This is a genomic window from Paenibacillus amylolyticus, from assembly GCF_001570725.1.
Lineage (GTDB): Bacteria > Bacillota > Bacilli > Paenibacillales > Paenibacillaceae > Paenibacillus > Paenibacillus amylolyticus_A.
This window is the reverse complement of record NZ_BCNV01000001.1, coordinates 3,289,846-3,304,234: the sequence shown is the minus strand read 5'-3', so window position 1 is coordinate 3,304,234 and position 14,389 is coordinate 3,289,846. Positions and strand designations below refer to the sequence as shown.

11 protein-coding genes are annotated in these 14,389 nt (G+C 47.7%); 9 read left to right on the top strand and 2 right to left on the bottom strand.

Features of this window, described 5'->3' with window-relative positions:
- Positions 1-68: 68 nt before the first annotated feature.
- From PAHA3_RS14620 to PAHA3_RS14585, 8 genes are all read left to right on the top strand, one after another.
- Positions 69-1,238, top strand: a complete 1,170-nt coding sequence (locus tag PAHA3_RS14620; protein WP_062835370.1) for a M20 family metallopeptidase — start codon at positions 69-71, stop codon at positions 1,236-1,238.
- Positions 1,239-1,463: 225 nt separating this feature from the next.
- Positions 1,464-3,158: a DNA repair helicase XPB gene (locus tag PAHA3_RS14615; RefSeq protein ID WP_062835369.1), complete on the top strand. Its 1,695-nt coding sequence runs from the start codon at positions 1,464-1,466 to the stop codon at positions 3,156-3,158.
- Between the two features lie 36 nt (positions 3,159-3,194).
- Positions 3,195-4,913, top strand: coding sequence for a helicase-associated domain-containing protein (locus PAHA3_RS14610; protein ID WP_062835368.1), 1,719 nt, complete (start codon positions 3,195-3,197; stop codon positions 4,911-4,913).
- Positions 4,914-5,065: 152 nt separating this feature from the next.
- Positions 5,066-5,503, top strand: coding sequence for a YlbF family regulator (locus tag PAHA3_RS14605; protein ID WP_062835367.1), 438 nt, complete (start codon positions 5,066-5,068; stop codon positions 5,501-5,503).
- 30 nt (positions 5,504-5,533) lie between these two features.
- On the top strand, positions 5,534-5,797 hold the full coding sequence (locus tag PAHA3_RS14600; RefSeq protein WP_026080981.1) for a YlbG family protein: 264 nt from the start codon (positions 5,534-5,536) through the stop codon (positions 5,795-5,797).
- Between the two features lie 165 nt (positions 5,798-5,962).
- Positions 5,963-6,400 carry a hypothetical protein gene (locus PAHA3_RS14595; protein ID WP_017687436.1) on the top strand — a complete coding sequence of 146 codons (438 nt, stop codon included), beginning with the start codon at positions 5,963-5,965 and terminating at the stop codon, positions 6,398-6,400.
- A 131-nt stretch (positions 6,401-6,531) separates the two neighbouring features.
- On the top strand, positions 6,532-7,455 hold the full coding sequence (locus PAHA3_RS14590; protein WP_062835366.1) for a selenium metabolism-associated LysR family transcriptional regulator: 924 nt from the start codon (positions 6,532-6,534) through the stop codon (positions 7,453-7,455).
- Positions 7,456-7,520: 65 nt separating this feature from the next.
- Positions 7,521-8,390, top strand: a complete 870-nt coding sequence (locus tag PAHA3_RS14585) for a PHP domain-containing protein (protein ID WP_062836117.1) — start codon at positions 7,521-7,523, stop codon at positions 8,388-8,390.
- 141 nt (positions 8,391-8,531) lie between these two features.
- Here the strand turns inward: PAHA3_RS14585 and PAHA3_RS14580 are convergent, their stop codons facing one another.
- Positions 8,532-8,978 carry a GNAT family N-acetyltransferase gene (locus tag PAHA3_RS14580; RefSeq protein WP_062835365.1) on the bottom strand — a complete coding sequence of 149 codons (447 nt, stop codon included), beginning with the start codon at positions 8,976-8,978 and terminating at the stop codon, positions 8,532-8,534.
- 378 nt (positions 8,979-9,356) lie between these two features.
- Complete coding sequence (locus PAHA3_RS14575; protein WP_062835364.1) at positions 9,357-11,129, bottom strand: Rqc2 family fibronectin-binding protein; 1,773 nt, start codon at positions 11,127-11,129, stop codon at positions 9,357-9,359.
- Positions 11,130-11,489: 360 nt separating this feature from the next.
- Between PAHA3_RS14575 and PAHA3_RS14570 the strand changes: the two genes are divergently transcribed.
- Positions 11,490-14,348, top strand: a complete 2,859-nt coding sequence (locus PAHA3_RS14570) for a calcium-translocating P-type ATPase, SERCA-type (RefSeq protein ID WP_062835363.1) — start codon at positions 11,490-11,492, stop codon at positions 14,346-14,348.
- The last annotated feature ends 41 nt before the right edge of the window (positions 14,349-14,389 follow it).

Here is a 14,389-nt window from a genome sequence, read left to right as displayed (position 1 = left end):
CAATAGGTTTGAAGAGGAAGGTTCGGGCTTGATCCAAGTCCCGTTCAAGATTGAAAGGGTGGAGAGACATGACTAATAATATTTGGTGGGAAGATCTGCAGATCCACATGGTGGAATGGCGGCGTCACCTTCATCGCAATCCTGAGGTTTCCTTTCATGAGGAGAAGACATCCTCTTTTGTAGCGGATATGTTGGAGAGCTTTGGCGTTGAAGTGAAGCGTCATGTAGGCGGTCACGGGGTCATCGGTACGATTCGTGGGGACAAGCCAGGGCCTGTCGTCATGCTGCGGGCCGATATGGACGCATTGCCAATTCAGGATGAGAAGAATATTGAATATGCGTCACAACAAGCAGGGGCGATGCATGCATGTGGCCACGATGGTCATATCTCGATCTTACTCGGTACGGCATTGTATTTCAGCCGTCACAAGCAGGAGATCCGAGGGGAGATTCGCTTTTTGTTTCAGCCAGCAGAAGAATTGCTTCCGGGCGGTGCAGTCCAGGTCATTGCGGATGGTGCGCTTGATGGCGTGGACGTCATATACGGCATTCATCTGTGGACCCCGTTGCCTGTAGGTGTTGTTGCCAGTAAAGCAGGACCGATGATGGCAGCGGCGGACGACTTTTACATTGAGATCAAAGGCAAAGGTGGACATGGCGGCATGCCGCAATCCACGATAGACAGTCTTATCGCGGGTTCTGCGCTTGTGATGCAGCTTCAGACCGTTGTCAGTCGTTCGGTTGATCCATTGCAACCTGCGGTGCTGACCATTGGCACAATGCAGGCTGGCTCCGCTCAAAACGTGATTGCAGAGCAGTGCAAAATGAGCGGTACGGTAAGAACGTTTGATGAAGAGACCCGAAATGGGATGAAAGAGCGGGTGCTCACCATGGTGGCCCAGACAGGGGCCGCGTACGGGGCCGAGACTCAAGTGAAATATATTATGGGATATCCGCCTGTGGTGAATGATGAACTGGAGACAGCGCGTTTCTTCAGGGAAGCTACAGAAGTATTTGGGGCAGAACGAGTGCAAACGTCGCCGATGCTGATGCCAGCGGAAGATTTCGCGTATTATCTGCAGAAGGTTCCAGGGTGCTTTATGTTTGTTGGAGCAGGTAATCCGGATAAAAATGCGATCTATCCGCATCATCATCCGATGTTTGATTTTGATGAAGATGCGATGCAGACGGCCGTAAAATTATTTATTGCCATGGCTAAGGGTTATACAGCCGAATGACTTTAGATGCAGTTGGGCATCCTGTTCATACCGAGGTATGGGCAGGATGTTTTTTTTTGTGGATTTTTATAGATGTTGTTCAAAAAGTCCACTTTTGATTACGAATCATGCCTGGCGGCATGATCAGCATCTAATATGAAAACTAGACTTTTGAACTCGCAATTATACAGGTTCAATTTCGGAAGTTGCCGGAACTGGACTTTTTTTGATAGGAGGAAGTTTCGAATGGAAGGAACTGAACATAGAGAAAGAACGGATGCTTGTATTGTTCAGCGGGATTTTACGGTTTTGCTGGAAGTGGGACACCCTGGGTTCGAAAGAGCAAGAGAGCAGCTAGGGAAGTATTCAGAACTGGTTAAGACACCGGCGGCGTTTCATACCTATCGAATTACTCCATTGTCGCTCTGGAATGCTGCTGCACTGGGATGGAATGCAGATCAGGTCATCACAAGTCTGGAATTGGTGTCCCGCTGGAACGTGCCTGCTGCACTCATACAGGATGTTCAGAGGATTATGGATCAGTACGGGAAATTAAAGCTGCATTCCGAAGCAAATCATGCCAGAATGCGCCTTTACAGTGAGGATGAGCGGTTGCTGGATGAGTTAAGCGGATTGAAAACAATAGCTGCCTTTCGTATGGAACGAACAGACGCTCATGAGCTTCTGCTCTCAGGAGCACAGCGAGGTCTATTGAAAAGAGAATTAACACGGCTGGGTTACCCGGTTCTTGATTATGTGGGATATCGGGAGGGAACCAAACTTTCATTCGAATGGCGTTCCAATGATCCAGGGGACCAAGAAGAGCGATTTGCGTTGCGTTCATACCAGAGAGAAGCTGTGGATGCATTCGAAGGCAGTGAGGGCATGGGAGGAAGCGGATTGCTTGTGCTGCCTTGCGGGGCAGGCAAAACGGTCATTGGCATGGCCGTTCTGGAGCGGCTTCAGTGTGAATGCCTGATTTTGACGTCCAATACGACATCTGTGCGACAGTGGATTCAGGAAATTCAAGACAAAACAACGATTACCAGTGAACAGATTGGTGAGTATTCCGGTCAGAAAAAACAAGTGAAACCTGTGACTGTAGCTACATATCAGATTCTTACACATCGAAAATCCAAGAATGCTGATTTTACCCATATCAAACTGCTCAGTGAGCGGCAATGGGGTCTGATCATATATGACGAAGTGCATTTGCTGCCTGCGCCAGTGTTTCGTGCAACTGCGGATATTCAAGCTACTCGAAGACTGGGATTGACGGCTACTTTGGTTCGAGAGGATGGCTGTGAACAGGATGTGTTCTCACTGATTGGCCCAAAGCTCTATGATATGCCGTGGAAACAGCTGGAGCAGCAAGGATGGATTGCCGATGTACAATGTCAGGAGATACGTATCCCGTTCTCCCCAGAACTAAGATCGAATTATCTGCAAGCCGAGGTTAAGCATCAGTTTCGTTTGGCTGCCGAGAATCCTGCGAAGGTACATGTGGTCAAGCGTTTGCTGGAGCGTCATCGGGATCTTCCTGCACTTGTAATTGGACAATATCTGGATCAACTTGAGTTGATTGCCCGGGAAATTGAAGCACCTCTGATCTCGGGAACAATGTCCCAGCAAGAGCGAATAAAATGGTTTGCCGCTTTTCGACGTGGGGAGATTAAAACGATTGTTGTATCCAAGGTTGCCAATTTTGCTGTGGATTTGCCCGATGCTGCGGTTGCTCTTGAGATATCTGGGAGTTTCGGTTCAAGGCAGGAAGAAGCACAACGGTTGGGACGAATTCTGAGACCAAAAGCTGGGGAAAACAAAGCTTACTTCTATGCACTGGTATCAGAGGACAGCAAGGAACAAGAGTTTGCGTTAAACCGTCAGATGTTCTTGGTGGAACAGGGTTATGAATATGCCATCGTTCATGAAAACGGATAGTTTATTTATACTCGCAAAAAGAGGAGGGATTAAGGGATGGCTTCATATGAACCAGTAAATGAGCCTATGGTAATGGATATTGATTCATGGTCAAAGCTTACTTTAGTAGAACAAAAAGTACTTGGTGCAATTTTTCACAAACATGCTGCACAGCCTTTCTCTTCCCTCCTGCAGCGAGAACAGTGGGCTGTCGAAGGGCTAAGTGTCGCAGAGGCCCAATCTACATTCGCCAATCTTAGGCAGCAAAGATGGATCGAATCTGTTCATAAGAGTTGGGGGGAGCGATTATTCTATATTCCTGCTTCGCTGATGGAGACATTGACAATTGCTTATGTGCAGAGAGTGGGCTTAACCGTTGAACAGATGACAATACATGCTCATGTACTACAAGAGGGAAAGCCGGATATTGCTGCAGAGCTTCTTCATCTGATCGCTTGGATCGGAAGAGAAGGACTACCCTTGACAGGTAAGGGAACTATACATAAAAAAACGATTCAGAAATTAAGTGCGATCACCGTTCTATCTTCGACAGACTTTAATGGTTTGGGCATCCGATATGGACATTCGGACCTGTATCCGATTCACGTTGCAATCCTTCTCGATCTACTGCTCAGTCTGAATCTGGTTCAGAAGGCAGAGGGGAGGATTCGGATCGTAGATCATCAATTACAGCAATGGTTGAAGCTTTCATGGGGACAGATGCATCGGGAGATATATCAAGCTTGTGTAGACAGATACGGGAATACCGAGCCTGCTCTACAGCATTTCCGTCATCAATTGGCCGTTCTTTCTCCAGGGAAGAACGTATGGTGTCGTATAGTGAATTCCACATGTGAACCTCAGATCAGGGGATGGCTTTATGCACTGGCTAGTTGGGGTTATGGCGACGTTGGAGAAGATCAGTCGGGAGCATTGGCATTCCGTTGGCTGATCGAACCACAGAGCCTGTTGAATCTACGCCAAGAGGCGGTAGGTGAGGCGGAGCCGTGTGGGTTTTACATGCAGCCTGATTTCGACATGTTGGTGCCACCGGAAGCGGGGCCTGATGTAATCTGGATGCTGGGGCAATGCGCAGAACGGGTAACGCGTGATCGGATGTCCATTTATCGCATGACGAGAGAGCAGATTATTTCGGCCATAGCTAAAGGACATGCATTACATGAAGTGATGGAGTTTCTGGATCAATATGCTCTGACAGGCGTGCCGGAGAATGTACGTATTGCGTTAGCGGATTGGGGGAAGGAGACGGATGTTGCAACAGTAACTGTAGATCAGTACATGGAGCCAACGAAGGCAAGTACAAGCTCCGCAGAGGATCAGAAGTTATTCGAAAAAGATGTTTTGAGCAGTGAACATTCTTCTTTTTACACACCTGGTAATCAAGGTCTGGTTGATGTCCCTGCTTTTCTGCATGGATTGGAGCATGATCATTCTGTCATTGAGAAGAGGTTCTCTCTGTTGGGATTTGAGGAGATACCGGAGACCTGGTACAAGGAGTGGCGTCGATATCATAGTTCAACCGCACGACAGATTGCTGCCAAAGCCATTGAGTGGCAGACCAAGCTTGGGATTCAACAGGGTCATGGAACCCAATACCTCATTCCACATCAGGTAGAGGGGCATGAAGAATGGACATTAAGCGGTTGGTGCATGCTGGATTCAAGTGAACATACATCTGAGACAGAATGGCGTACATTCTCCCCGTCACAGTGGGATACAATGCGTCTTATCCTGCCAGATGATGTCATAACCTGACTATTTCACGTGAATATCAGGTTGAAAGGCGAATTTTCGAGTTCCCCCTATTTCTAATTGCAGGAAAAACTCTTCTTAACTATTCATGGATATGCTATGATGAGGTAGTCTACGTTGAGTAGAACTTTATATATAGATAGGATGAATATTTCATGAGCGTAGCGGAAATGAACACGGTCGATATGGCCCAAGTGTTAACGGGCGCATATGAACTGGGCGACATGATTAACCAATCTGCCGAAGTATCGGATTATTTATATTGGAAGCAGCAAGTCGAGACTTCCCCTGAGATTCAGATGGGGATTCGGAAGCTGAATGCCAAGAAGGAATTGTTTGAAGAAACACAGCGTTTCGGTCATTTTCACCCGGATTATCATGCAGCGAAAGATCAGGTGAAGGCTCTGGAACAGGAGTTGGAAAATTTCGAGGCGGTAATTCGCTTCAAACAGGCAGAGAAGTCCCTGGATGATATGTTATTCCAGATGTCAGAGACCATTGCATTTGCAGTGTCAACGACCATTAAGGTACCGAGCAATGATCCGAATCCGAAGGGCGGCTGCGGTAGTGGCGGCAAGTGTGGTTGCAGTTAAGTAATCATTATAGAAGGGCGGGGAACGATGATGTTTGCGGAAAGGACAGGATTCATTATTTGGGTCAGTGATTTGAAGGCTGCCCGTAATCTCGAAAAATATGGCACCGTGCATTATATCTCCCGCCGTATGCATTATGTAGTCATGTATGTTAATGCAGAACGGGCAGATGATACGATGAAAAATGTGAAGCGACTTTCCTATGTGCGCAAGATCGAACGCTCGTATCGTAATGAGATCAAAACCGAGTATGCCAGCAAAACCATGGACAAAACGAGCTTTTACGGAATATAGAAGAGAAACTGGAGGGACCCTTTGGGGTCGCTCTTTTCTTGAATTATACACAAATTGGCTATTGTGAAAAAAAGTTAAACTTACGCCTTGAGGTTGCGGGACTAATGTTGTAATATATTTGGTAATAAATAGATAGAAAGTCCTATCTGGTGGAGAGTGATTCCCATGCGTGATAAGGTGATGCAACGTTGGAGCACCTACGAGCCGTTTTTCGTGGCTCTTGGAGACAAGAAAGTGGCCGACATCGTCATTACCCATCATGCCAAGATGCGGTATGCAGACCGTATTGAGCCTGCACGTAGTGATGATGACCATATTGCGGCGTGGTTATGGGAGTGTCTGAAGCAGGACCGTATAACACCATACTACCGTAATGAACAGGACGTCTACCTGATTGATGAGGATCTGGTGGTGGTCGCCGAATTTTCCGAACTTGAAGGAGAATATGATATTGCGGGCAACCCGCTGCACAAAATGATTGTAGTTACGTTTCTGGGACGTATGTCGGAGACCATTGAGTTGAGGGACCTGAAGTCATATTATTCATGGTTAAGACATTCAAGAAGAATGACGCTGGTCAAAAATAGCCGCAAGCACAAGTAAATTGAGTAGATTTAATAAGTTGAAATCATAGATTCAAGTATCATCGCATGCAGACAAGCTGCATGCTTTTTTTGTTGCCAAGCAGGAAATCGGCTACAATGTAGAGAGTGTAATCGAAGAGGGGCGAAGATATGAATTTTCACCAATTGCATATTTTTTATACGGTAGCAGAGAAAGGCAGCTTCTCGGCTGCTGCACAAGCATTACATATGACTCAACCGGCAGTAACGATGCAGATTCAATCACTGGAGGACTACTTTGGAACCAAGTTATTGCATCGTTCCACCAAAAAAATAGAATTATCCGAGGCTGGCCGGACTCTATTGCCTCATGCGAAACGGAGCGTAGAATTGGTCAGGCAGACAGATGAAGCGATGTCTGCGTTTACCCAGATGTTACAGGGCCGACTCCAGCTTGGAGCCAGCTTAACGATCGGGGAATATGTGCTTCCACGCATGCTAGGACCGTTTGCGCTTCAGTATCCCGATATTTCCATCGTCATGAAAGTGATGAATACAACGCAAATTATGGATGATATATTGAAACACCAGCTTAATTTTGGTCTGATTGAAGCCCCAGTACACCATCCGGACATGATTGTAGAGCCTGTCATGCAGGACGAGCTGAAACTGATTGTACCTGCTGGGCATGATCTGGCTAAGCGTAGCAAAGTGAATCTTGAAGATGTAATGAACTATCCCTTTGTGCTGCGTGAGAAGGGCTCGGGTACCCGTCAGGTGATGGAAGACCAGCTGCAAAAGAAAAATATTGATCCACAGGATATGAATGTGGTGATGGAACTTGGAAGTACTGGAGCCGTAAAATCGGCTGTAGAGGCAGGGGTGGGCATTACGATGTTATCTCCTTCTTCCGTGCAGCATGAGCTTGCTCTGGGACTCGTTCATATTGTGGATATCCGTGGACTCGAATTCAAACGGCAGTTCTATGCCATCCATCTAAAATCGTCCTTGTTGCCGCTGTCAGCTGTCGCTTTCCTGAACTATCTGCGTCAACAGGAGCAATCTGAGCCAGAACACAAGACGGGGAAGGCATAATAGGCGGAAACTCAATGATAGATGAGAGTGAATCCAAATCATTTTACACAAAGGAGCTGTTGTACATGGATCAACGCCAAGGACGCTGTGATCTCCATACCCATAGTCAGGCCTCCGATGGAATGCAGCCACCAGCTGATAATGTGAAGCTTGCCAAGCAAAAAGGACTATCTGCGGTTGCTCTGACGGACCATGACACAGTAGCTGGTGTAGCTGAAGCACAGCAAGCGGGTAAAGAGTTCGAGATTGATGTCGTTGCTGGAGTGGAGATCAGCACCCGGGCTGGCGGCAAAGATATTCATATCTTGGGTTATTACGTGAATACGGAGGATGAGCAGTTCCTACAAAGGTTGCGCGGATTACGAGAAGCACGAGATGAGCGAAATCATCTGATTATTGGCAAGCTACAGGAACTCGGGCTTGATATAAGCTGGCAGGAGGTACTCGATGAGCTAGGACGGCCGTTAGAGCCGGATGAGAGTATCGGCAGACCTCATATGGCTGATGTGTTGGTGAAGAAGGGATATGCTGTCGACATGCGGGATGCATTTGATCGATATCTTGCTGAAGGCAAGCCTGGCTTCGTATCTGTACCCCGAGTTGCACCCGAGGATGCGTGTGAGTGGATCAGAGCCGCTGGTGGAGCCGCTGTGATTGCCCATCCGGGTCTCTATAATGATGATGAATTGGTACGTCGCATCATTGATGATGCCCGTCCGGATGGGATTGAAGTATTTCATTCGGACCATGGCCTGGAAGAGGAACGCAGGTATGCTGAGATGGCCAGGGAGTATGATCTTATTGAGACTGGTGGATCGGATTATCATGGCGAACGGCAAGGTGTTGTTTTCCACGGGGATCTCGGTAGCAAGACCGTAAAGGTTGATGTGTTAGAAAGGCTGAAGGCAGCTGCTTCACAACAAAAGGGAGTGTAAGCGAGACGTGGTAAAGCTCTATCTGACTAAATAAATTCTGTATTACTGGCTACATTTTAAGATCGAAGGAGAAAAGGACATGCAAACATGATAGGGCTGAACCTTCATGTTTGCATGTCCCTTTTTTGTGCTAAAAAGAGACTATGTAATCGAATAATTTACCCAATCGCCACGTACAGCTCCAAGACGCTCGAATAATTGCTGTGCCCGCTCATTAGTTACTGCTGTGATCCAGGACATATAAGCACATCCATGTTCACGCGTATATTGCTGGCAGTGTGCAAATAATTTGGCTTCTGCTTCGCCCTCTCTGAATGTTTCCGTAACAAATAGGTCATTCGTGATGGCGACACGCTCTGCTTTCATCGTGCTGTAGGTAAAGAACAGGGTGGAAAATCCGATAAGCTTTCCGTCCTCTTCTGCCACGAATTGAGCACCGATCTGCTGATTAAGCAGGTTGTTGATCAGAAGCTGGATGGATTGATCACCAGGCCAGGAGTTGTTGTAGAATCCCACCACATAGTCATGCATTAATGCAGTCAGTGGTTTCAGATCATCAGGTTGCGTTTCTCTGATATGTATGGTCATAGTACACTTCCTTAACTATAATTTTATTCGTGAATATTGAATTAGTATACATATAAACGAATTAATATTCAAAAAAAGAGAAATAAGCGAGCTTCACCTATCATTGAAATAACTTATTGCAACCACAAAAATCCCCTGAACCATTAATGGTCAGGGGATTCTGTCTTTGTTACTGTTGCATCTATATAAGTTGAACTAATCATTTACACGATAACGGAGAGGACAGAAAAAACCTGAAAAAAGCGAAGCGTGCGCCTTTATCACCGGATTTTCCCTTTCAGAACAGGGATCAAAAAAATCTGGGGATAACAGCGATTGGAAGGTTGTTCTGTCATCGTAGTGTCAGTGTAAATAATCTTTAGTTCAACTTATATAGCCTTATCCATTTTTAATGGTGGATGGCAGACTTTTGATCAATTCATCATTTGGCGTGACAAACAACGTCTTCTGATGATCATAGATGACAAAACCTGGTTTCGCACCGCTGGGTTTGCGTACATGACGGATAAACGTGTAATCCACAGGCACGCTGCTGGACTCCTTGGCTTGACTGAAGTAGGCAGCAAGCTGTGCTGCTTCTTCCAATGTCGCCTCACCAAAGTCTGTACTGCGAATGACGACATGTGAACCTGGAATGTCTTTGGTATGAAGCCAAGTGTCGTTGGAAGAAGCTAGACGGTTGGTTACATACTCGTTCTGCAGGTTGTTTTTGCCCACAAGAATATCAATTCCCTCGGAGGAGGTGAACTGGTGTACGGTCGGACGGTCGCTTTTTTTCTTCTTTTTACCCTTTTTGTTACGGTCACGAAGGTATCCCTGTTGCACAAGCTCATCCCGAATTTCCTCAATGTCGTTCATCGATGCGATGGAGAGCTGCTGCAACAGATTATCGAGATAGTCAATCTCGTCTTTGGTTTTGCCAAGCTGCTCATGAATGACAGCCAGACTGTTCTTGTATTTGTTATACCGCTTGAAGTAACGCTGTGCGTTGTCAGACGGTGTGAGCAGCGGATCAAGCTGAATAGTAATGTTGGCTTGGTCTTCATCGTAGAAGTTCACAAGCTCCACGCTCTTATCCCCTTTGTGGACCTGATGCAGGGAGGCAAACAGCAACTCACCCCATAGTCTGAACTTGTCTGCATCGTCAGCTTCCAGCAGGTCCTTGTTCAGGTTGTCCAGCTTTTTGATGTTTTTGCTTCGCTCATTCTGCAGAAAACGGAGCAGATCACTTACTCTCTGTTTTACCGTGTCTCGTTCAGCCTTGTCTCCGTAGTAATCTTCCATGCACTTGCTCATCGTGTCATAGGCTTTCTCCAAGTCTTGAATGCTTTGAAGATGAACGGCCGAAAAAATCATTTTGCCTTTAGCGTTCATTCCGGTTACAGGCGTGTAGATATGATCTCTGACAGGTCCCATCACGGCTTCAAAAGCGTTCCAGAGTGCACCAGCCTCAACTCGGCTCTCACCCTCAACCACAGTGGGAGTGCTCACTGTGCCTTCAGGAGTAATCCCACGAGCAGCAATCTCTCCCGCAATTAACGGGCTAAGACCGCTAAAGGAGTTCACAAGCCAGCGTGATGCCTCTTCCTCAGCGGCATGATAGCTGTCCTCGAATGCTGTACGACTTACTTCGAGCGGATTACTTTTATGTTGCTCGGGTGGGGCAGTATACGAGAATCCGGGCATAATTACCCGGTAGCTGCTGATGGACGGAGTTACATGATGAATACCATCCAGAATTGTTCCTGTTACAGGATCAAGCAAAATAATATTACTGTGACGCCCCATCAATTCAATGATGATCCGTTTAACCGAAACATCCCCCAGTTCGTCGCGCTGGCGCACATTGATGTGGATAATACGTTCCATGCCAATTTGACGGATCTCCTCAATGATTGCACCTTCACAGTGCTTGCGGAGCAGCATGCAGAACATGGGTGCTTCAGTAGGGTTAAGAAATGTCTTTTCCGTATAATGCACACGAGGATATGTCGGGCTTGCCGAAACAAGCAATTTACTATTTCCGCGCTGAGCACGCAGTGTGAGAACTACGTCATGGCCATTCGGCTGATGGATCTTGCTGATACGTCCACCAATGCAGCCCTGCAATTCATGAACAATGGCTCGTGTTACGATGCCGTCCAATGCCATTTTTTCCACTTCCTCTCTCTATCGAGCATCTGCATTTTATCATCATGCCAAATGCTTCATCTATATAACTGAAATGAGCAACCAGGTTATGTAAAAAAACAGGACCGGCTGCAGATTCTTCGTTGCTTGCCTGTTGAACGCTGGAATCGGTACTGCGTAGAACATCGCAGACTTTTATTTTAGCTTATTCTGTCCATCAGGGAAAGGATTCGCCTCTTGGGTGCTAATCACAGACCTGTCCGAATACATATAGAGCAGGTAGTTTGTCCGGCATAGTGTACAGCCTGTCGACCAGCGCGCCGGTGAAGCATGTGAGCTTATTTTGCAGATGAAATACAGACTGGGAGGGAACCTTGAAGCATGGAACATACCAAGTGGCATCAACTTAGTGATGAAGAGCTTCGCAACACTCTTGGCGTCAGCCCGCAGGAAGGATTGACGGACGAAGCTGTAGCAGAGAAGAGAAAAGTGGTCGGTTCGAATGAGCTGAGCGAGGGGAAACGCATTTCTCCGATCACATTGCTCTTGAATCAGTTCAAAGATTTTATGGTGCTGGTATTGATGGGAGCAACGTTGGTATCCGGAATGTTAGGTGAGTATCTGGATGCAGTAACGATTGTGGCGATTATCGTACTGAATGCGATTCTGGGGTTTGTACAGGAATTCCGGGCAGAACGATCTCTTCGTGCATTGAAACAGTTGTCCGCACCTCTCGCCAAAGTGCTTCGATCGGGCCAGGAAGTACATCTTGCCGCCAAACAACTCGTACCCGGAGATATCGTTATGGTGGAGAGTGGCGACCGCATACCCGCTGATGTACGCTGGCTGCAAACGAACAGTCTGGATGTCGAGGAGTCGGCACTTACCGGGGAATCGGTTCCCGTAAGCAAGCATTGTCTTCCGATTGCCGACGAGGACGTTCCGCTGGGTGATCAGAAGAATATTGGTTTTATGGGTACCATGGTTACTCGTGGTACGGCCAAAGGTGTGGTCATCCGTACGGGAATGGAGACGGAGATGGGCAAAATTGCCGATCTGATCCAGAATACGGAGGAGCAGGAAACACCGCTACAGCACAGACTGGAACAACTGGGCAAAATTCTGATTTTTGTCGCATTGGGATTAACCGTCATGGTCGTCGTCGCAGGCATATTGCACGGACAACCAGCCGTTGGCATGTTTCTGGCAGGGGTCAGCCTCGCGGTGGCAGCCATACCGGAGGGTCTGCCGGCCATTGTAACCATTGCACTCGCACTTGGCGTGCAGCGGATGATCAAACGTAAAGCCATTGTGCGCAAACTGCCTTCTGTCGAAACCCTTGGCTGTGCATCTGTGATCTGTTCGGATAAGACAGGCACGCTCACCCAGAACAAGATGACGGTAACGGATGTGTGGCTGGAGGGACGCAGCATCAAGGTTACTGGGGATGGTTATGCACCTGAAGGGCAGATGCTGGAGAACGGTCGAACAGTGGAATTAAAGAGTGACCAGTCCCTGCGCAGAATGCTCCAGATTAGCGCACTTTGCAACAATGCCAGTATTGTTGAGAGTGTCGCAAACGAATTAGGGAACAAGAAAAAGGGCAAGGATACCAAAAAGGATGGCAAGAAAAACGCTAAAAAAGATGATTACAAAGAAGAAGCGGCCCAGCGAGAGAATGTATTCTGGGAGCTGAAGGGTGATCCGACGGAAGGTGCACTGGTCACACTGGCCTCCAAAATGGGGCTTACGCCTACTGGTCTCAAAGAGTTGTATGCCCGCCAGCAGGAGTTCCCGTTTGATTCCGAGCGGAAACGCATGTCAGTCCTGGTCAATCACCAGGGAGGGCGAATGATCTACACCAAAGGTGCACCGGATGTGTTAATCGGACACTGCAGTTATATTTTATGGGAAGGCAAGGTCGTACCTTTCACCGGAACACTGCGGCAGAAAGTGATGGCAGCCAATGAGAGCATGGCCGGAGCGGCACTGCGTGTCCTCGGAATGGCCTATCGTGAAGTACGACCGGAGGAAAAAGTGGCTGACGAACATGCCGCCGAAAGTCAGCTTGTATTCGTCGGACTTGCAGGTATGATTGATCCGCCGCGTCGTGAAGTGCGAGATGCGATTGCCACATGCCGCAAAGCGGGCATTCGTACCGTCATGATCACAGGTGATCATGGAACAACGGCAGAAGCTATTGCGCATCAGTTGGGGATTCTTCCACGTGGAGGTGCCTCGCTAAGTGGTCAGCAGCTGGCAGGCATGACAGACGAGCAACTGGATAAGCAGGTAGAAGGCATCTACGTGTTCTCAAGGGTATCGCCTGAACATAAGCTTCGCATCGTAAAATCGTTGCAGCGCAAGGGGCATGTCGTCGCCATGACGGGGGATGGAGTGAACGACGCTCCGGCGATTAAAGCGGCTGACATCGGGATCGCGATGGGCATTACAGGTACAGATGTCACGAAGGAAGCTTCGGCGCTCATTCTAAGTGATGATAACTTCTCAACCATTGTGGCTGCCATTGAAGAAGGGCGTAATATTTATGAGAACATCCGCAAGTTTATCCGTTATTTGCTGGCATCGAACGTAGGGGAGATTTTAACAATGTTCTTTGCAATGATGATGGGCTTGCCCCTGCCACTCGTACCGATTCAGATTCTGTGGGTTAACCTGGTGACGGATGGATTGCCTGCCATGGCGCTGGGGGTAGATCAGCCTGAAAAAGATCTGATGGAACACAAGCCCCGTGGTGCCAAGGAAAATATTTTTGCCCGCAGACTGGGTTGGAAAATCGTCAGCCGGGGGGTATTGATTGGATTGTGTACACTCGGCGCATTTTGGCTTACCCTTCAGGCTGCACCGGATAACCCGGGTCAACTGATTAAGGCACAGTCTGTGGCTTTTGCTACACTCGTTTTGGCACAGCTTATTCATGTCTTTGACTGCCGTAGTTCGCGGTCGATTTTTCACCGGAACCCACTACAGAACAAATATCTGGTTCTTGCCGTGATTTCATCGGTTGTACTGATGCTCGTTGTGATGTACGTTGAACCGTTGCAGCCGATCTTCAAAACCGTACCTCTGGGATTGCGTGAATGGGCGATCTGCATCGTTGCTGCGGGCATTCCAACGTTCCTTATGGGCGCAGGCAGCGTCTGGGGTGGTCGTCGTAACCGCCGCCGTATGGGCGGTTCTGGCCGCTTCGTACCGAAAAGTACAAAGTTTTCGGCATAAAATCAATAGCTTTTCCTGATCCATTTCGGTATGCTATCCTC

Coding starts and splice junctions, on each gene's coding strand:
- PAHA3_RS14620 (WP_062835370.1), top strand. CDS start 69: ATGACTAATAATATTTGGTGGGAAGATCTGCAGATCCACATGGTGGAA.
- PAHA3_RS14615 (WP_062835369.1), top strand. CDS start 1,464: ATGGAAGGAACTGAACATAGAGAAAGAACGGATGCTTGTATTGTTCAG.
- PAHA3_RS14610 (WP_062835368.1), top strand. CDS start 3,195: ATGGCTTCATATGAACCAGTAAATGAGCCTATGGTAATGGATATTGAT.
- PAHA3_RS14605 (WP_062835367.1), top strand. CDS start 5,066: ATGAGCGTAGCGGAAATGAACACGGTCGATATGGCCCAAGTGTTAACG.
- PAHA3_RS14600 (WP_026080981.1), top strand. CDS start 5,534: ATGTTTGCGGAAAGGACAGGATTCATTATTTGGGTCAGTGATTTGAAG.
- PAHA3_RS14595 (WP_017687436.1), top strand. CDS start 5,963: ATGCGTGATAAGGTGATGCAACGTTGGAGCACCTACGAGCCGTTTTTC.
- PAHA3_RS14590 (WP_062835366.1), top strand. CDS start 6,532: ATGAATTTTCACCAATTGCATATTTTTTATACGGTAGCAGAGAAAGGC.
- PAHA3_RS14585 (WP_062836117.1), top strand. CDS start 7,521: ATGGATCAACGCCAAGGACGCTGTGATCTCCATACCCATAGTCAGGCC.
- PAHA3_RS14580 (WP_062835365.1), bottom strand. CDS start 8,978: ATGACCATACATATCAGAGAAACGCAACCTGATGATCTGAAACCACTG.
- PAHA3_RS14575 (WP_062835364.1), bottom strand. CDS start 11,129: ATGGCATTGGACGGCATCGTAACACGAGCCATTGTTCATGAATTGCAG.
- PAHA3_RS14570 (WP_062835363.1), top strand. CDS start 11,490: ATGGAACATACCAAGTGGCATCAACTTAGTGATGAAGAGCTTCGCAAC.